Below are 18,499 nucleotides of genomic sequence, written 5' to 3'. Positions count from 1 at the left end.
CTAAACAATATGTGGCGAAGAGGCTCTTTGTTAGGTAAATGACGTTTTGAACACGTACCTTGCATGGATCGAGCATGCGAAACGATTCGTGAAGGGAGAGAGCGTGTCAGATCGATGAGAGACCGTATCGTCAAGGACAAAGGGACGAAGACGTGCATTCAATGTAAGGAAGGAGGAACAGGTGCATGAAGTGGAGCGAGTTTTTTGTCACAGGGGAACCGCTGATCTATGCAGCCGATGTAGCGATTGTATTAACGGTGATTGGTATTGTTTTCGTTCTTACGTATTTTAAAAAATGGAAATGGCTTTGGGATGAATGGTTGACAACTGTTGACCATAAAAAAATCGGAGTCATGTACATTATTTCAGCGGTGCTGATGTTGTTCCGCGGCGGTGTGGATGCGCTGCTTATGAGGGCGCAATTAACAGCACCAAACATGAAATTTCTCAATTCAGAACATTATAATGAAATTTTCACTACTCACGGTACGATCATGATTTTATTCATGGCGATGCCGTTTATTATCGGGTTGATGAACATTGTCGTACCTTTGCAAATCGGAGCGCGTGATGTCGCGTATCCTTATTTGAATGCGTTAAGCTTTTGGTTATTTTTCGTTGGTGCGATGTTGTTTAATATCTCCTTTGTCATTGGGGGATCGCCGAATGCCGGTTGGACTTCGTATTTCCCGCTTGCTGGCAACGAATTTAGTCCAGGTGTTGGGAATAACTATTATGCGGTTGCTTTGCAAATTTCCGGTATCGGTACGCTGATGACGGGGATTAACTTTCTCGTGACCATTTTAAAAATGCGTGCGCCAGGCATGACATTGATGCGCATGCCAATGTTTACATGGACGATTTTAATCACGTGCGTATTAATTATTTTCGCGTTCCCAGTGTTGACAGTCGCATTGGCGCTTATGACGTTTGACCGTCTATTTGATACACAATTCTTTACGATGGCGAATGGCGGGATGTCGATGCTTTGGGCGAACCTATTCTGGATTTGGGGACATCCGGAAGTATACATTGTCATTTTGCCGTCGTTTGGAATTTTCTCTGAGGTAGTGAGCACGTTTGCTCGCAAACGTCTTTTTGGTTATAAAGCGATGGTCTATTCGATTGTAGGAATTGCCTTTTTAAGCTTTATCGTTTGGGTGCATCACTTCTTTACAATGGGAGCTGGAGCAGCTGTTAACTCGGTTTTCTCGATTACAACGATGGCGATTGCCGTTCCGACGGGTGTGAAAATTTTCAACTGGCTCTTTACGCTTCGTAAAGGGAAAATTCGTTTTACAACAGCGATGCTTTGGTCATTGGCATTCATACCGAACTTTGTCATTGGTGGGGTCACCGGTGTCATGTTAGCCATGGCTGCGGCGGATTATCAATATCATAACAGCTATTTCTTAATTGCCCACTTCCATTACGTGCTAATTGCCGGTACCGTTTTTGCTTGCTTTGCAGGATTGCATTATTGGTATCCAAAAATGTTCGGGCATATTCTAAACGAGCGTTTAGGAAAATGGACATTCTGGCTGTTTATGATCGGATTTAATATTTGCTTCTTCCCAATGTATTTCTTAGGATTAATGGGTATGACGCGACGCATGTATACGTATTCTGAGGGGCTTGGCTGGACGCCGCTTAACGTTGTCGCATCCGTTGGTGCGGTTCTAATGGGAATCGGGTTTATCGTGCTTTGCTATAACATTTATTATAGCGCGCGCTACGGGGAACGCGATATGACGGGAGATCCATGGGATGGCCGTACACTTGAATGGGCGACGTCTTCCCCGGTGGCACATTACAATTTTGCGATCACCCCTGAGGTGAAGGATTTAGATGCATATTGGGAGATGAAGAAATCCGGAAAGGGCTTCGAAATTGATGAGGAAAAATTAAAACCGATTCATATGCCAAGCAATTCCGGTCGTCCGTTCCTTATTTCAATCGCCTTTTTCTTTGCGGGCTTCGGCCTTGTATTTAAATGGTTTTGGTTGGCGATTATCGCAACGATCTTTATTGCTCTTGGATTGATTCTCCGTTCATTTGACGATGATGACGGTTATTATATCAGCGTAGATGAAATTAAACGTACGGAACGTTTGTCGGGAAAGGGGGCATAAGAGATGGCAGAAGCAGCTCATCAGTACGATGAAACGATGCCATTGGAGTATCGAACAGAGGAAAGCCGCCTAAATATTCTAGGGTTTTGGATTTTTCTTGGTGCTGAGGTCGTGTTGTTTGCGACCTTATTCGCCACCTATCTTGTTTTATTCCAACGGACGGGCAGTGGTCCAACGACCAGCGACTTGTTTGAAATTAAAGATGTGATGATTGAGACATTGCTTCTTTTAACAAGTAGCTTTACGTGTGGGCTTGCGGTGTTTGAGATGCGCCGTCGCCGCTTGTCCGGTTTGTTAACATGGCTTTTAGTGACGCTTCTTTTAGGGGCAGGATTTATTACGTTTGAAATTCGTGAGTTTATTCATTATGTGCATGAGGGCGCGACGATCCAGACAAGCGCATTCCTTTCGAGCTTTTTTGTGCTCGTTGGGACGCACGGAGCGCACGTGAGCCTCGGGATTTGCTGGATGATTTTAATTATTGTTCAGCTGTTGCAGCGTGGTTTTACTCCAAGAACGGCGCGTAAAGTGTTTATCGTCAGCTTGTACTGGCACTTTCTTGATGTCGTCTGGATTTTCATCTTTACTTTAGTTTATTTGACAGGGATGGTGATGTAAGATGGGAGCAAACCATCACCATGAGACATTTCCTTGGAAACATATTGTCGGGTTTATTTTATCTCTTGTGCTCACATTTATCGCGTTATGGGTGGCTCTGTCGTCAGGCTGGACCATAAAAGCGATTCTTGGCGTGATTGTGGCGCTAGCTGTGTTGCAAGCGGCATTGCAGCTGTTTATGTTCATGCACATGACGGAAAGCGACAGCGGCAGAGTTCAAACCATTAATATGCTCTATAGCTTTTTCATCGCCGTTGTTGTTGTCGCTGGTTCGATTTGGGTTATGTGGTTCGTTTTATAATACAAAAGACCGGTCTCTGTTACAGAGATCGGTCTTTTTTGTGTATTCGTGTATGACTAAGCTGGATTCGATGGGCTGAGCGGATGCCTCGCATGTCGCGTCATAAAAAATGATCCACTTTGTCCGAAACTCGTCTCTTTTTGAGGTGAGACGTGTTTTCGTTAAAGTGGATGACAAAGGTTTTTTATAGCACTTTCGATAAAAATGATTTTGTCCGTTCGTGTTGCGGGTTGTCGAAGATGTCGCTTGGCGCTCCTTCTTCGACGATATAGCCGCCGTCCATAAACAGGACGCGGTCGCCAACCTCGCGAGCAAAGCCCATTTCATGTGTGACGACAACCATCGTCATTCCTTCGTTGGCTAACTGCTTCATAACGGATAATACTTCTCCGACCATTTCCGGATCTAATGCCGATGTTGGTTCATCAAACAGCATCACCTTCGGCCCCATGGCTAAGGCGCGGGCGATCGCGACGCGCTGAGCTTGACCGCCAGAGAGAGAGTCAGGATAGACGTTCGCTTTATCTTGAAGGCCGACTTTTTTCAAGAGCTCCAATGCCGTTTCTTTCGCTTTTTCTAGCGTCCATTTGCGGACTTTGACAGGAGCTAGCGTAATGTTATCCAGTACGGTCATATGCGGGAATAAGTTAAAGCGTTGAAACACCATGCCGACTTCTTCACGCACTTTGTTGATGTTCGTGTTTTTGTCTTTTAAATGGAATCCATCGATTATAATATCGCCCTCGTCAAAGTCTTCAAGCAAATTTAAACAACGTAAAAAGGTGGATTTTCCTGAACCGGATGGGCCGATGACGACCACAACCTCGCGTTCTTTAATGTGTGCATTAATTCCTTTTAATACTTCAAGATCGCCAAATGATTTTTTTAAATTTGTCACTTTAATCATTGGTTCGAATACTTCCTTTCCAAATAATTTAGTAATTTACTAAGGGAAAGGGTTAAAATCAAATAAATAAGCGCGACCGTTAAATATGGCTCCCATACGCGATAATATTGTCCCTGTGCGGCTCTCCCCCAATACATGAGCTCCGGGGCCGCAATGACAGCACCAAGAGAGGAGTCTTTTATTAAGACGATAAATTCATTCGCAAATGGTGGAATCATTCGTTTTAACGCCTGCGGTAAAATAATATAACGCATGGCTTGGGTATGGGTCATTCCTAATGAACGGGCGGCTTCCATTTGTCCCTTGTCGATGGATTGAATGCCGGCGCGGAAAATTTCCGCCACATAGGCTGCAGAGTTTAAGGATAAGGATACAGCCAGTGATACGGTAGCGCTTGGCTGTGCAAAGAAAATAGGCATTAACCCAAAATGGACTAACAGCATTTGGACTAATAGCGGTGTACCGCGGAAAAAGTTCACATACCATTCAAATGGGAAGCGAATAAGCCGATTAGTGGACATTTTGCCTAGACCGATGGCAAGTCCGAGGATTGAACCGACAACAATGGAAATAATAGATACAAAAATCGTGATCCCTAGGCCTTTTAGAAAAAAGGGGGCATATTCCTGAATAATATCAAAACGAAAATCCATTCTCCTCACCTTTCTTATAAAAATTGCGTAACTAGCGACGAATAGTTACGCAATTTTTTACCGATTATGATGATTGTTGCTTTAACAAATTATCGAGATTTGGTTCTTTCCCGAACCATTTTTGATAGATTTCAGTATATTTGCCGCTGTCGATGACTTTTTTCAGCGCTTCATCGATTTTTGGCTTCAAATCGCTTCCTTTAGGAAACATAAAGCCGTAAAATTCTGGTTGGAAGTTTGTTGGATCTTCAATCGTTTTTAGTTTTTTATCAGGATTGTTTTTCACGTATTCGTTGGCGACACCATTATCTGTCACAACGGCCTCCACGCCGCCGTTTAAAAGGTCCATAATCGCGACGACGGTATTTTCAAATTTTTTAATGTTTTTGTTTTCAGCCCCGAACAACTTTTCCACGGCTGCTTGTCCCGTCGTTCCATTTTGGACGCCAATCATTTTGCCTTTTAAATCAAGGGCGTTTTTGACTGGGCTATTTTCTTTTACAAGAATCATTTGAATGGATTCGAAATATGGGATAGAGAAATCATAAGTTTGTTTCCGTTTATCGTCAATTGTAATTCCGGAAACACCCATATCCACTTCTTTTCCATTTTGTAAAGCTGCGAATAAAGGATCCCAGCCGGTGTTTTTTAACTCATATTTGATGTCTGCTTCCTTCATGACAGCATCTAACAAATCAACATCAAATCCTACAATTTTCCCTTTATCCATATACTCAAATGGTGCGAATGCAGCATCTGTTCCGACAATGATTTTTTTGTTGTTATCTCCACTTTCTGAAGATTGATCGGATGATTTGCCGCCACACCCTGCTAAAGCCACAAAGAGAGCAAGTATCACAGCAAATACCGCCATTTTTTTCATTATTTCCTTCCCCCTTTATATTGTAAAAATATAAAAAATAACATTAATTTCTCATTTAGTTTCAGCTGATCGATTTCTTCAAGTGTTTCCTAGGACGATTATCATACTACCAGCATTCGTTTGTTTATGCAATACTTTTTATAAAAACAATTTTTGTAATATTTAGAAACAAAGAGAAGAAGATGAGTTCTTTATAGAATAATATGTAATTGAATTCATTGGTTCTTAAAGCATATCGCAAATGTAAATGTAAAATTATACATTTTTAAAAAATGTTTTATTTCAATAAATATATTATAAATTAAGACGATTAAGAAAACAAAATATATTTTTATAATAGAGGAAGAAATAATGCAATCTAAATGCAATTGAATTATTTATTATTTTTTATTTGTCTGAATATTTTTTAAATATATGTTGAAAATGCCTAAAAACATTGATTTTTAGCGGCTTTATTGTTGTTATACTACAGATGGAAAAATATGATTACTATTGCATAAATAATATTCTTTCGTTTATGATGTTATTGACTAGAGACAACAAAGGAAGGGGAGAACACCATGGTATTAATTTCGGTCACGATTTATATGATCGGGATGTTACTGATTGGATATTGGGCATATAAGAGAACATCAAATCTCTCTGATTATATGCTTGGCGGACGTACATTAGGTCCTGCGGTTACAGCGCTCAGTGCCGGGGCTTCCGATATGAGCGGATGGCTTTTAATGGGATTGCCTGGAGCGATGTATGTACAAGGCTTAAGCGCTTCTTGGATTGTCATTGGTTTAACGCTTGGAGCTTATGCCAACTGGTTGTACGTGGCACCGCGCTTGCGCGTTTATACAGAAGTCGCTAATGATTCGATTACCATTCCAGAATTTTTGGAAAACCGCTTTGGGGACACATCGAAGCTATTGCGTTTAATTTCCGGTCTTGTCATTATGATTTTTTTCACATTTTACGTATCTTCTGGATTAGTATCCGGAGCGGTCTTGTTCCAAAACTCTTTTGGCACAAGCTATCATACAGGACTATGGATTGTTGCGGGAGTAGTTGTGGCTTATACGCTGTTTGGCGGATTTTTAGCCGTTAGCTGGACAGACTTTGTTCAAGGCTTGATTATGTTTATTGCTTTAATTCTTGTGCCTGTTGTCACCCTTTTTCATACAGGGGGCGTAGGCGATACGATGAACACGATCCGTGACATTAATCCGGATTTGTTAAATTTATTCAAAGGGACCACTTTGCTTGGCGTGATTTCTTTGTTTGCTTGGGGACTTGGATATTTCGGACAACCACATATTATCGTTCGATTTATGGCGATTTCTTCTATTAAGGAAATGAAAAACGCTCGCCGCATTGGAATGGGCTGGATGATTTTTTCTGTCGTTGGGGCTATGTTGACAGGGTTATTTGGAATCGCTTACTATTTTAAGTCAGGAGCAAAGCTAGCGGATCCAGAAACGGTATTCCTTAAGCTTGGCGAAGTTTTATTCCATCCGTTAATTACGGGATTTTTGCTTGCTGCGATTTTAGCGGCGATTATGAGCACGATTTCATCGCAATTGCTTGTTACGTCCAGTTCATTAACGGAGGATTTATATAAAGTATGGTTCCGTCGCTCAGCCTCTGATAAAGAGCTTGTTCTTATTGGCCGATTGGCTGTTTTGCTCGTGTCATTGGTCGCTGCTGCGCTCGCTTTCAAGCAAAACGATACCATTTTACGCCTTGTCGGCTATGCGTGGGCTGGATTCGGTTCTTCTTTTGGACCTGTTATTTTGCTAAGCTTATGTTGGAAGCGGATGACCAAGTGGGGAGCATTAGCCGGAATGGTTGTGGGAGCTGCAACGGTCATCCTTTGGACGCAGTCGGATTATTTGAAAAACCTGCTATATGAAATGGTTCCTGGTTTTGCGGCAAGCTTGCTCGCGATTATTGTCGTCAGCTTGTTGACGAAACAGCCATCCGATAAAGTTCTTGATCAATTTGACCAATTTAAAAAAGCGTTATAAGGAAACAGCCTTTCCTGAATGGGAAAGGCTGTTTTGCTTTTTGGCTAAGGACCGACTCCGATAGAGTTTCGAGACTCAAGTCGCACTATGTCCTCATCGTTGAGCCACGGCCGCAGGTGATGCAAAAGATTTCTAATTCCGTTCCGTTGACATCGGTCGTTGATCTCATGCAAGGAGGATGGACAGGAAAGCTGTTTGTATCAGATTTGTTGTTCGATTTTATTTTTCTAGCGGTTCTCTATGTAGGCAGCATTCTTATTGGAACTAGATATTTTAGATGGCAAGAGCAGAAGAATCCATGATTCCTTAGAGGAGATCGAACGGGTTCCATGTTTCCAGATTTTTGGCCATCCGGCTATATGAAGACGGTTGGATGTTTTTTAAAGCGATAATGTAAAGAAGGGTTCGTTAGCCTCCAAACAGAGGCTTTTCTTTCATTAAAAATAAAAAAACCGGGTACCACCATGATCGATGGTACCCGGTTTTGCATTATGCTTGAACGGCAAATTGTTTTTCGAGCGCTTCTTCAACTGATACGTATTCGTAGCCAAGGTCACGGGCAACGGCTTCATATGTGATTTCGCCATTTGCGACATTGACGCCAAGTTTTAATGCGGCATTGTCGGCAATGGCTTGACGTACCCCTTTATTTGCGATTTGTAGCGCATATGGAATGGTTACGTTTGTCAAAGCAATGGTGGATGTTCTTGGTACAGCGCCAGGCATGTTGGCAACCGCATAGTGAACAACCCCGTGTTTTTCATATGTTGGGTTGTCGTGTGTTGTGACATGGTCGCTTGTTTCCACAATGCCGCCTTGGTCGATCGCAACATCGACAATGACAGAACCAGGCTTCATGTTTTTCACCATTTCTTCTGTTACAAGCTTAGGCGCTTTGGCACCTGGAATGAGGACGGCGCCAATCACAAGATCCGATTGTGCGACAGCTTGGGCAATGTTCATTGGATTTGACATAAGCGTTGTAATTTGGTTGCCAAAAATGTCGTCAAGTTCGCGAAGACGGTCAGCGCTCAAGTCGATGATCGTAACATCTGCACCTAGGCCGATCGCCACTTTCGCTGCGTTTGTTCCGACGACACCGCCGCCGATAATCGTGACTTTGCCGCGGCTAACGCCTGGGACACCGCCAAGAAGAATGCCTTTTCCGCCTTTTGGCTTTTCTAAAAATTGTGCGCCGATTTGTGCGGACATGCGTCCAGCGACTTCACTCATTGGTGTTAAAAGCGGAAGCGTGCGGCCAACTTGTACAGTCTCATAAGCGATGGCGATCACGCCTTTTTCTTTTAACGCCCGCGCTAATTCAGGCTCTGCCGCAAGGTGCAAGTATGTGAATAAAATTAATCCTGGGCGGAAATAGTCGTATTCACTTGCAAGCGGCTCTTTCACTTTCATAACCATATCAGCTTGCGCCCAAACGTCTTTCGCGCTATCAATGATTTGCGCACCAGCGCTTGCATAGTCTTCGTTTGTGAAACCGCTTCCAATCCCTGCGTCTTTTTCAATAATCACTGTATGACCAGCTTGAACGAATGACATAACTCCAGCCGGAGTGATTGCCACACGATTTTCGTTATTTTTTATTTCTTTTGGTACACCAATAATCATGGATGAGTTCCTCCCTCATATTGTCCTTACTTGCAGTATACACAGTTTCCATGATTTTTTCTTTGTTTAGAAAAGAAAAAGAAGCAGCATTATTTTGTGGATTTCCACAAAATTAATGCAATGCTTCATATTTGGCCAATTTAATATCGATATATAATTTGACTTTTTGGTTCATATTGTGCAAATCGATTTCACCAATTTCGGCGATGCGCTTGAGCCGATATGAAAGAGTGTTGGGATGGATATTTAACGCCTTTGCGGTTTCATTGACATTGCTGTCGTGATCGAAAAAGGCTTCATACGTTTCGATGAGGTTGGTATGATGCTTCTCATCGTAGGCCTGCAGTTTTGTCAGCGCTGAATTTGCAAATTCTCCTTGCTGTTTTTTTTCTAACAATAAATCAAAAAATTGATAAATACCTAATTGTTGATATCCATAAATGGAAAAAGTTTGCTCAGGAAACTTTTCTTTCATTGATAAAACGGTCAGGGCTTCCTTGTAGCTCTTTTCAATGTATTCGAACGTTTCATAAATGCCGCCAAAGCTGCTTTGAATGCTGTTAATATGGAAGCGTTCCTTCATTTTTGTCGCAAATGAGGAGATAAATTGATTCAATTCATACAATGGCTGATCGGCTGATTTTGGAGCCACCAATAAAATGAAATCGTTTCGTTCAACGGTATACAGTAGAACTTGAACTTGTTGAGTGGTTTGTAAAATGTAAGAAATTTGTTTTTCTAAATCGCTTGTAATGCCGTTGGCAAAGCGGAAGACAAGAACGGAAAAACGTGGGGCGGCCGGAATTTGCATCGCGCTAAAATTTTCATGAATTTCTTCATTTGTTTTAATATGGCCAGTAAGCAATTTCCAAAAAAATTCTTGCACCCGTTCTTCTCGTTTATTTTTGCGCATGTACAGCTGCAATACTTTATTTTTAGCCGCCTTCGCTGCTTTTTTCAGCAATTCCATATCATCCTTGGAAAGGGTTCTCCCTGTTTCTAGCGCCCAAATAAATCCAATCACCTCATTATTTTTCCAAATGGATACGGCCACTCGATTCCCGAGACCCACATCAGAGATCGTTTCGACGCGCAAAGGCTCTTCGCTACTTAACAACGCAGGAATGACTCCTGTTTTCCAGAGGCTATTAATGACTTTCTCTGGAACACGGCGGCTAATAATGGTGGCGGTCCGCGCCGGATCTGTATAGTCATCATGGGCGCTGTAGGCGATGAGCCGATGGTTCGCATCTTCAATCGTAATCGGGCATTGCAACAAATCACTGATGCGATCGGCAAACTCTTCAAGACTGTCGAAATTCGCTTTAAATGGATCTTCTTTATGTATCATGTCATCCCCGCTTCCAAACGAAATAATAGTTTCAGCTCATAAGACTGATCTGCCAGTAAAGCATGGTACGGATTATTTTTTGTCTATCGTTAAACATCGGTATGGTTGATCTAGAATCAAACAGAAAAGCAATGTTGATCGTACAAGTCATGGCTGGCAAATTAGGATGTATTTTTATTGTAGCAAAACAGAAAGGAAAATAAGCAATGATTTGTCGCTGTTTTGTAAACAAGCGATAAAGGGGATATTTTCCTAAGATTGGGCGATCGAACAGCGCTGTTTCACAGAACGATGAATAAGTCTGAAAACGGCGTTGTTTGGCTGTGGTCTATAGATAACATTTGTTTAACAATCCCCCAAAAAGTTTCCCGCTCTTAACGGAGTGGGGTGGGAGAGGTTCATGGTTTAAGTTGTATTTATATCGTTTGTTTATCCTCGATATTTGTTAAAATAGTAGCGATAAGGAAACGTGTGGATGGATGAATAAAGATCGAAGCATTCTATGCTTTCTTTATATCATAAGCACAAGCGTACTTTTTCAAAACCACTATCCATCAGCACGAAAGGATGACACAGAAAAGCGGGGGAAGAGGATGAAATGGCAGACAAAGCAACAGTTAAAGCAGCTGCTCTGTCAGTTAGTGCAGCATGCAAGTGTAAGTCATTCAAAAGCGGAGGTCGAGCTGGCGCATTATATTGCGCAACAGCTTTGTACACTTGAGTATTTTCAAGCGCACCCATCTCTTGTGCAACTGCATCCGACAGGAGACGGCCGCTATTTTGTCACAGCACTTGTTAAACAAGAGGAGCAGGTAGAAGATACGATTGTTCTTGTCAGCCACTTTGATGTGGTCGATGTACAAGATTATGGAATTTGGAAGGAGTGGGCATTTTCTCCGGAGACGCTGACCCAGTATTTTTATCATCATAAGGAGAAGCTGCCGGCAGCTGTTCAAGCAGACTTAGTACAAGGGGAGTGGCTGTTTGGCCGCGGGGTCATGGATATGAAATGCGGGCTGGCTTTACATATGTCGCTTATCGAGCAGGCATGCCACGGCTATTTCCGTGGAAATGTATTGCTTCTAACCGTGCCGGATGAAGAAGTGAATTCAGTGGGCATGCGGGCGGCTGTGCCAGCGCTGGTTGAGATGGCGAAAAAACATCGCCTGAATTATCGGCTTGTTCTTAATTCAGAACCGATGTTTACGCGTTATCCAGGCGATCAAACGAATTATATTTATACAGGTTCCATCGGCAAAGTGCTGCCAGGGTTTTATTGCTATGGGAAGGAAACGCATGTTGGTGAGCCATTAGCGGGATTAAATGCGAACGGGATGGTTTCGCAAATTGTGAATGAACTAGAGTTGAATGTTGATTTTTGTGAGCTGTTTGGTCAAGAAGTGAGCCCGCCGCCGACAAGTTTGTTCCAGACCGATTTAAAAGAGGATTATTCTGTACAAATTCCGCATCGTGCTGTAGCGCTATTTAATCTATTTTTGCAGCAAAAATCAATGGATGACATTACAGAATCGTTACGGCAATTAACAAAGCGGGCAGCGGAAAAGATTGAACAGCGATATCGTGAGCAAGCTCTCCGTTTTGCGCAAATGGAGCAATCTTCGCCGAGATGGCTATCCATTCATGTGTGGACGTTTGCTGAACTGCGACAAAGGGCGGTCGAGATGTTTGGAACGGAAAAAGTGGAGAAGCTTGAACAAAGCGTGTTGGCGGATGGAGACGGAAAAGATGAGCGGCAACGGACGATTGAGCTCGTTGATCAGCTAGCCATTCTTTGCAAAAATTTAGGACCGATGATCGTATTATTTTATGCGCCGCCTTACTATCCAGCTGTGAATTCCAGCGATGATCCGCTTGTTCTTTATCTCGTTGATCAGTTGCGGGCGTACGCCAAGGAAAAAGATGATATCTCCCTTGTACAGCAACATTATTTTGGCGGCATTTCCGATTTAAGCTATGTTGGATTGCATCAACCGCTCTCTGCTTTAAGAACGCTCACAGCCAATATGCCGCTATGGGGCCAAGGATATGATCTTCCTATTCAGGCGCTGGCGGAGTTTTCTGCGCCTGTGCTAAACGTTGGCCCTATTGGCCGTGATGCCCATCAGTGGACAGAGCGTTTGAATGTGCCATTTGCTTTTGAAACACTTAGGAATTGGTTAACATATGTGATCGAACAAGCTTTTTCATTCCGAACAAAGGAGTAAGCCTCCTTTGTTTTTTTGTTTGAATAACGGGGAATATATCAATATAATGAATGGTATAGATTGACACCTGTCAATAAAGGAGGCTTGTCATGAGTCAATATGCAATTTCACAGCGAAAACTTTTAGGAATTGCCGGCTTAGGCTGGATGTTCGATGCCATGGATGTGGGCATGCTGTCATTTATTATTGCGGCGCTGCAAAAAGAATGGGGGTTAACGGCTCAGCAAATGGGCTGGATTGGCAGCATGAACTCGATTGGCATGGCAGTAGGAGCGCTTGTGTTTGGACTTTTAGCAGACAAGATTGGAAGAAAGCAGGTCTTTATTTTGACGCTTTTATTATTTTCGTTAGGAAGTGGATTGTCTGCTTTAACGACGACTTTAGCAGCGTTTCTAGTGCTGCGCTTTATTGTGGGGATGGGTCTTGGCGGAGAGCTGCCAGTCGCCTCGACATTAGTGTCTGAAAGTGTTGCGGCAAGTGAGCGCGGGAAAGTGGTTGTCTTGCTGGAGAGCTTTTGGGCGTTGGGGTGGCTTTTATCAGCATTGATTTCCTATTTCATTATTCCGTCCTATGGGTGGAAGCTCGCCTTGCTTTTGTCAGCGATTCCTGCCCTTTATGCGCTTTATTTACGGTTGAATTTGCCTGATTCTCCGCGATTTACGAAGCCGAAAGCAGAAAGCAATGTTCTTGCGAATGTGATCAAGGTATGGTCTTCTGCTTACCGCCGTGAGACGATTATGTTATGGGTGCTTTGGTTTGCTGTTGTATTTTCCTATTACGGCATGTTTTTATGGCTCCCGAGCGTGATGGTCATCAAAGGATTCAGCTTGATTCAAAGCTTTCAATATGTCCTGATTATGACGCTGGCGCAATTGCCGGGATATTTTAGCGCTGCTTGGCTGATTGAGCGGCTCGGGCGAAAATTTGTGCTTATTGTTTATTTAATGGGGACAGCGGTCAGCGCCTACTTTTTTGGCAACGCGGAATCGCACGCCTTTTTAATGCTTTTTGGCATTTTACTTTCATTTTTTAACTTGGGGGCATGGGGTGCTTTGTATGCTTATACTCCAGAGCAGTATCCGACCTCGATTCGCGGAACGGGAGCAGGGATGGCTGCTTCATTCGGTCGGGTTGGCGGCATTTTAGGGCCGCTGTTAGTCGGCTATCTTGTCGCGCAAAAAGTGGGAGTGACCACAATTTTTACGATTTTTTGCATTTCTATTTTTATCGGTGTTTTGGCCGTATGGATATTAGGAAAGGAAACCAAACAGCAGGAGCTAGCATAAGAATTGACAAATAAGAAAAGGAGCGATACTTTTAGTATTATCGCTTCTTTTTATTTTGATAAAAGAGGTAAAATCAGATGACAAAATGGTCGCTATATATTGGGCTTGTATTCGTGATGATATGCTGGGGAGCCAATGTGGTTGCAATTAAAATATTAGTCAATGCTTTTTCCCCTATTACCATTACAGCTTTGCGCCTGTTGGTTGCCGCGTTGACCGTGCTCGCTATTTTGGCGGTAACGCGACAAAGCCAGTCGGTTACGGCGCGGCAGCTGGTGTGGATTGGTCTTGTGGGGCTGTTCAATGTGGTAGGCCATCATTATTTTTTATCAGCGGGTCTGGTGAAAACAACCGCTTCTAATGCAGGCATTATTTTAGGAATGTCGCCGCTAGTCACCGGATTGCTCGCCATCGTGATTTTGCGAGAGCGGCTGGGAGTAAGCAAATTTGTCGGGATCGTTCTTGGTTTTACAGGAGTAATCTTTATTGTGATACATAGCTCTGCAAAGCTCGGTTCCGTTTCCCTTGGCGATGTTTCTATTTTTTGTGCCGTACTCGCCCAAGCACTCAGCTTTATTTTTATTAAAAAGCTGGCGGAGACCATGGATGTAAGAGCATTAACGGCTTGGATGCTGTTGATAGGCTCTGTTATTTTGTTTATCATCGGCCTCGTTACTGAAAAAGACGGTCTGTCCAAATTGTTGGAGGGCCGAGGCTCTGCATGGCTTGTATTTTTGGCTTCTGCGATGGTGGCTAGCGGGTTGGGACAAATGATTTATAATCGGGCGATTCAGCAGCTTGGAGCCGCGGAAGCCGCTATTTTTATTAACCTGTCGCCATTTTTTTCGTTAGTCGCTTCGTCGCTTTTTTTAGGTGAGACGATCCAGATGGTGCAATGGCTCGGCTTTTTGTTGGTCGTTATCGGTGTTTTGTTTGCATCTGGAGCATTAGAGCAAGGGACGCGGCAGTCCCTGCGTAGAAAAATAATGGGGTGAAGGCAGTGACGCGACGATGAAACCATTTGTTTCGATTGTTGTTCCTACTTATAATCGACCGTATCCGCTCGCCGAGCTGTTGGAGTCGTTAAGCAGGCAAATATACCGCCATTTTGAAGTGATCATTGTCAATGATGGCGGTGAACGTGTTGATCATATTATCGCATTGTACCCAGAGATGCGCATTCGTTTGATTCATTGTCAGGCGAATGTCGGTCATGTGGAAGCGCGAAATATCGGAGTAAAAAAGGCGCGAGGCGAGTGGATCATGCTCTGCGACGATGATGATTTATTGCTGCCTTGCCATCTTGAGCGGATGGTGGAAGCGATGGTTGATGCGGATTTTGTATATTCCGATGTGGAAATCTTTCACTATCGAATGGATCGGGGACAGCGCATACCGCTCCGTCGTTTTTTGTTCGCTTATGAATATGATCAAGAAGCCATGCGGAAATTCTCCACCTATGTGCCATCCGGCAGCTTATATCGAAAGGAGATCCATGAGTCGATCGGCTACTTTGATCCTTTTGTACATAATTACTGGGATTGGGATTTCTTTTTGCGTGTGTCTGAGGTATTTCGCGTGAAGCGCGTTGCGGCGGCCAGCATCTTGTACGCTTTTTCAGACGAAGGGGATCATTTATCGCGACAGATGGACAACAAACGGCAAATGTATTTAGACCGGCTTAGCGCAAAGCATCGCCTTGGGAAGCTGCCAACGAAGAATTTTTGGCTTTTGCTTCAAGAGCCGGAGGTGGCAAAGCGAAAAGCAAACAGTGAGGTTATTTGGGATGGAGCGCCGATCGTGTCGCGCTTAAGAAGAAAAATATAAAAAATAACTCCTGGCATTGACGAACATTTTTTATTTTTGTTATGATAAATAGCAAAATATGATATTGTAACGATGATGGATCAATAGTAGTTGTCCCTCTCTTCCATAGCGAGCCGGGGGCGGTGGAAGCCCGGTGAAGATGGTCAATGAAGCGGCAATCCGGAGTTGCTTTGGTACAAAGTGGATGCGGCATACGCATCAACTAGGGTGGAACCGCGGGAGTCACGCTCTCGTCCCTAGGCGCAAGGCCTAGTGGCGAGGGCGTTTTTGTTTGAAAAAATAAAGGAGGAAAAAAGATGTCAGTGACAATGGATCAAATCGTTGCTCATGCGAAGCATCGCGGATTTGTCTTTCCAGGATCAGAAATTTATGGCGGACTAGCCAACACATGGGACTACGGTCCGCTTGGTACAGAGCTCAAAAATAATATTAAGCGGGCATGGTGGAAAAAGTTTGTTCAAGAATCCCCTTATAATGTCGGCTTAGATGCCGCTATTTTAATGAATCCAAAAACATGGGAAGCATCAGGCCATTTAGGCAACTTCAATGATCCAATGATCGACTGTAAACAATGTAAAGCGCGTCATCGGGCTGATAAGCTCATTGAAACAGCTTTAGAAGCAAAAGGAATCGAAATGATTGTTGACGGGCTGCCATTTTCCAAAATGGAAGAACTGATCAACGAGCATCATATCGTTTGTCCGGATTGCGGCAGTCAAGATTTTACCGGCATTCGTCAATTTAACTTAATGTTTAAAACGTTCCAAGGCGTGACCGAATCAAGCGCCAATGAAATTTATCTTCGCCCAGAAACCGCGCAAGGAATCTTTGTCAACTTTAAAAATGTGCAACGCACGATGCGCAAAAAGCTCCCATTTGGTATTGCGCAAATCGGGAAAAGCTTCCGCAATGAAATTACACCAGGGAACTTTACATTCCGCACGCGCGAATTTGAACAAATGGAGCTGGAGTTCTTCTGCAAACCGGGCGAGGAGTTAAAGTGGTTTGATTACTGGAAGCAGTTTTGCGAGCAATGGCTGTTATCATTGGGAATGAAAGCCGAGAATATCCGTCTTCGCGACCATTCGGAAGAAGAATTGTCGCACTACAGCAATGCGACTACGGATATCGAATATAAATTCCCGTTTGGCTGGGGAGAGCTCTGGGGGGTTGCTTCTCGTACGGATTATGACTTGAAGCAGCATATGGAGCATTCTGGCGAGGATTTTCATTACATTGATCAGGATGCGAATGAACGCTATATTCCATACTGCATTGAACCGTCGCTTGGGGCGGACCGCGTCACACTTGCTTTTCTGATTGACGCGTATGACGAAGAAGCACTTGAAGACGGAACGACGCGCACCGTCATGCGCCTACATCCAGCATTGGCGCCGTATAAGGCGGCGGTGTTTCCGCTATCGAAAAAGCTTTCTGAGGGGGCGCGCCAAGTTTTCGCTGATTTATCCAAATATTTTATGGTCGATTACGATGAGTCTGGATCAATCGGTAAACGTTATCGCCGCCAAGATGAGATTGGCACGCCATTCTGCATTACGTATGATTTTGATTCAGAGCAGGACGGCATGGTAACCGTGCGCGATCGCGATACGATGGAGCAAACGAGAGTGCCGATTACCGAGTTAAAAAGCTTTCTTGAAGAAAAAATTCAATTTTAACATAATCCACCGCACCGAGAAGTCTCCCACCTCTAAACGGAGTGGAGGTGGGGGAGGTTCATCGTCGGGACATTTGCGGTAAGATGCGGTTGAACATTCATGGGGCTGACCCAAAAGTCCGCCAAAAGCGGACTTTTGGGTCAGCCCCGATTCATTGTGAGGTTACTTTAATACCGCACAACGATAGAACAGTTTATACAAGAGGTCTGATTGTGATACATTAATGGTAAAAGAATGAAGAAAGGGTTGTGACGATGGCCATTTTAAAGAATGATTGGGCTCCTTTGTTAGAAGAAGAATTTCAAAAGCCGTATTATATCAAACTGCGGGAATTTTTGAAAGCGGAATATCAGACGAGAACGATTTATCCGGATATGTACGATATTTTCAATGCCCTTCATTATACGCCTTATAAGCAAGTCAAAGTCGTCATTTTGGGACAAGACCCGTATCATGGCCCCAATCAGGCGCATGGACTCAGTTTTTCAGTGAAGCCGGGCGTTCCGCTGCCGCCTTCTTTATTAAACATCTTTAAGGAATTGCAGGATGATCTTGGCTGCTATATTCCAAACAACGGTTATTTAGTCAAATGGGCTCAGCAAGGGGTTCTTTTATTGAATACGGTATTAACCGTTCGCCGTGGAGAAGCGAATTCTCATAAAGGTAAGGGATGGGAGATCTTTACAGACCGTGTCATTGAGCTCGTGAACAGCAAACAAGAACCGGTGGTTTTTATTTTGTGGGGACGTCATGCCCAAGCGAAAAAAGAGCTGATTACGAACCCTGCCCATTATATGATTGAAGCGCCGCACCCGAGTCCATTTTCTGCCGCACGCGGCTTTTTTGGCAGCCGTCCGTTTTCCAAAACCAATGCCTTTTTGAAAAAAACAGGGAGAGAACCAATTGATTGGCAAATTGAAAATATGGGATAGAGCTGTCCGTTATTTGCCAGACTCAGGATCATCCGTTTTCAAGCCAGTCTGATAGGGGAAAATC

Annotated in this window: 15 protein-coding genes; 10 read left to right on the top strand and 5 right to left on the bottom strand. The window is 43.5% G+C overall.

What is annotated here, in order from left to right; all coding sequences use genetic code 11:
• Nucleotides 1-185 precede the first annotated feature (185 nt).
• From qoxB to qoxD, 3 genes are read left to right on the top strand one after another with little or no spacing between them, the layout of a single operon-like run.
• Nucleotides 186-2,132, top strand: coding sequence for a cytochrome aa3 quinol oxidase subunit I (gene qoxB, locus GRQ40_RS17990; protein WP_066150736.1), 1,947 nt, complete (start codon nucleotides 186-188; stop codon nucleotides 2,130-2,132).
• A gap of 3 nt (nucleotides 2,133-2,135) precedes the next feature.
• Complete coding sequence (qoxC, locus tag GRQ40_RS17985) at nucleotides 2,136-2,750, top strand: cytochrome aa3 quinol oxidase subunit III (protein WP_159720663.1); 615 nt, start codon at nucleotides 2,136-2,138, stop codon at nucleotides 2,748-2,750.
• Nucleotide 2,751: 1 nt separating this feature from the next.
• Nucleotides 2,752-3,051 (top strand): cytochrome aa3 quinol oxidase subunit IV, encoded by a 300-nt coding sequence (gene qoxD, locus GRQ40_RS17980; RefSeq protein ID WP_044745187.1) that lies wholly within the window; start codon nucleotides 2,752-2,754, stop codon nucleotides 3,049-3,051.
• 184 nt (nucleotides 3,052-3,235) lie between these two features.
• Here qoxD and GRQ40_RS17975 read toward each other — a convergent pair whose 3' ends face one another.
• The 3 genes from GRQ40_RS17975 to GRQ40_RS17965 all read right to left on the bottom strand — a co-directional run bounded on the left by GRQ40_RS17975 (nucleotide 3,236) and on the right by GRQ40_RS17965 (nucleotide 5,494).
• Entirely contained in the window at nucleotides 3,236-3,958 is a 723-nt protein-coding gene (locus tag GRQ40_RS17975; protein ID WP_044745188.1) for an amino acid ABC transporter ATP-binding protein, read from the bottom strand.
• A complete protein-coding gene (locus tag GRQ40_RS17970; protein ID WP_044745189.1) occupies nucleotides 3,955-4,611 on the bottom strand; it encodes an amino acid ABC transporter permease in 657 nt (218 codons plus the stop codon). Before GRQ40_RS17970 ends, GRQ40_RS17975 begins: the two co-directional genes overlap by 4 nt.
• 64 nt (nucleotides 4,612-4,675) lie before the next feature.
• Nucleotides 4,676-5,494, bottom strand: a complete 819-nt coding sequence (locus GRQ40_RS17965) for a basic amino acid ABC transporter substrate-binding protein (RefSeq protein ID WP_159720661.1) — start codon at nucleotides 5,492-5,494, stop codon at nucleotides 4,676-4,678.
• 560 nt (nucleotides 5,495-6,054) lie between these two features.
• Between GRQ40_RS17965 and putP the strand changes: the two genes are divergently transcribed.
• A complete protein-coding gene (gene putP / locus GRQ40_RS17960; protein ID WP_159720659.1) occupies nucleotides 6,055-7,509 on the top strand; it encodes a sodium/proline symporter PutP in 1,455 nt (484 codons plus the stop codon).
• Between the two features lie 489 nt (nucleotides 7,510-7,998).
• Here the strand turns inward: putP and ald are convergent, their stop codons facing one another.
• On the bottom strand, nucleotides 7,999-9,135 hold the full coding sequence (gene ald, locus GRQ40_RS17955) for an alanine dehydrogenase (protein WP_066150725.1): 1,137 nt from the start codon (nucleotides 9,133-9,135) through the stop codon (nucleotides 7,999-8,001).
• Between the two features lie 112 nt (nucleotides 9,136-9,247).
• Nucleotides 9,248-10,486 carry a PucR family transcriptional regulator gene (locus tag GRQ40_RS17950; protein WP_159720657.1) on the bottom strand — a complete coding sequence of 413 codons (1,239 nt, stop codon included), beginning with the start codon at nucleotides 10,484-10,486 and terminating at the stop codon, nucleotides 9,248-9,250.
• 593 nt (nucleotides 10,487-11,079) lie between these two features.
• Here GRQ40_RS17950 and GRQ40_RS17945 point away from each other — a divergent pair.
• The 6 genes from GRQ40_RS17945 (at nucleotide 11,080) to GRQ40_RS17920 (ending at nucleotide 18,435) form a co-directional block, all read left to right on the top strand.
• A complete protein-coding gene (locus GRQ40_RS17945; RefSeq protein ID WP_159720655.1) occupies nucleotides 11,080-12,711 on the top strand; it encodes a M20/M25/M40 family metallo-hydrolase in 1,632 nt (543 codons plus the stop codon).
• Between the two features lie 89 nt (nucleotides 12,712-12,800).
• Nucleotides 12,801-13,997, top strand: a complete 1,197-nt coding sequence (locus GRQ40_RS17940; RefSeq protein ID WP_080862186.1) for an MFS transporter — start codon at nucleotides 12,801-12,803, stop codon at nucleotides 13,995-13,997.
• Between the two features lie 77 nt (nucleotides 13,998-14,074).
• Nucleotides 14,075-14,992, top strand: a complete 918-nt coding sequence (locus GRQ40_RS17935) for a DMT family transporter (protein ID WP_159720653.1) — start codon at nucleotides 14,075-14,077, stop codon at nucleotides 14,990-14,992.
• A gap of 16 nt (nucleotides 14,993-15,008) precedes the next feature.
• Complete coding sequence (locus GRQ40_RS17930; RefSeq protein WP_080862188.1) at nucleotides 15,009-15,824, top strand: glycosyltransferase family 2 protein; 816 nt, start codon at nucleotides 15,009-15,011, stop codon at nucleotides 15,822-15,824.
• A gap of 296 nt (nucleotides 15,825-16,120) precedes the next feature.
• A complete protein-coding gene (locus GRQ40_RS17925) occupies nucleotides 16,121-17,503 on the top strand; it encodes a glycine--tRNA ligase (protein ID WP_066150713.1) in 1,383 nt (460 codons plus the stop codon).
• 254 nt (nucleotides 17,504-17,757) lie between these two features.
• The gene (locus GRQ40_RS17920) at nucleotides 17,758-18,435 is read left to right on the top strand and encodes a uracil-DNA glycosylase (protein ID WP_066150707.1); all 678 of its coding nucleotides are present in this window, start codon (nucleotides 17,758-17,760) and stop codon (nucleotides 18,433-18,435) included.
• The last annotated feature ends 64 nt before the right edge of the window (nucleotides 18,436-18,499 follow it).

It is taken from the genome of Anoxybacillus sp. PDR2, assembly GCF_009834045.1.
GTDB classification, from domain to species: Bacteria; Bacillota; Bacilli; order Bacillales; family Anoxybacillaceae; genus Anoxybacteroides; species Anoxybacteroides rupiense.
This window is presented reverse-complemented; position numbering and strand designations above follow the sequence as displayed.

Bases quoted from the DNA above. Each gene is read 5' to 3' on its own strand.
- qoxB (WP_066150736.1), top strand. From the start codon at position 186: ATGAAGTGGAGCGAGTTTTTTGTCACAGGGGAACCGCTGATCTATGCA.
- qoxC (WP_159720663.1), top strand. From the start codon at position 2,136: ATGGCAGAAGCAGCTCATCAGTACGATGAAACGATGCCATTGGAGTAT.
- qoxD (WP_044745187.1), top strand. From the start codon at position 2,752: ATGGGAGCAAACCATCACCATGAGACATTTCCTTGGAAACATATTGTC.
- GRQ40_RS17975 (WP_044745188.1), bottom strand. From the start codon at position 3,958: ATGATTAAAGTGACAAATTTAAAAAAATCATTTGGCGATCTTGAAGTA.
- GRQ40_RS17970 (WP_044745189.1), bottom strand. From the start codon at position 4,611: ATGGATTTTCGTTTTGATATTATTCAGGAATATGCCCCCTTTTTTCTA.
- GRQ40_RS17965 (WP_159720661.1), bottom strand. From the start codon at position 5,494: ATGAAAAAAATGGCGGTATTTGCTGTGATACTTGCTCTCTTTGTGGCT.
- putP (WP_159720659.1), top strand. From the start codon at position 6,055: ATGGTATTAATTTCGGTCACGATTTATATGATCGGGATGTTACTGATT.
- ald (WP_066150725.1), bottom strand. From the start codon at position 9,135: ATGATTATTGGTGTACCAAAAGAAATAAAAAATAACGAAAATCGTGTG.
- GRQ40_RS17950 (WP_159720657.1), bottom strand. From the start codon at position 10,486: ATGATACATAAAGAAGATCCATTTAAAGCGAATTTCGACAGTCTTGAA.
- GRQ40_RS17945 (WP_159720655.1), top strand. From the start codon at position 11,080: ATGAAATGGCAGACAAAGCAACAGTTAAAGCAGCTGCTCTGTCAGTTA.
- GRQ40_RS17940 (WP_080862186.1), top strand. From the start codon at position 12,801: ATGAGTCAATATGCAATTTCACAGCGAAAACTTTTAGGAATTGCCGGC.
- GRQ40_RS17935 (WP_159720653.1), top strand. From the start codon at position 14,075: ATGACAAAATGGTCGCTATATATTGGGCTTGTATTCGTGATGATATGC.
- GRQ40_RS17930 (WP_080862188.1), top strand. From the start codon at position 15,009: ATGAAACCATTTGTTTCGATTGTTGTTCCTACTTATAATCGACCGTAT.
- GRQ40_RS17925 (WP_066150713.1), top strand. From the start codon at position 16,121: ATGTCAGTGACAATGGATCAAATCGTTGCTCATGCGAAGCATCGCGGA.
- GRQ40_RS17920 (WP_066150707.1), top strand. From the start codon at position 17,758: ATGGCCATTTTAAAGAATGATTGGGCTCCTTTGTTAGAAGAAGAATTT.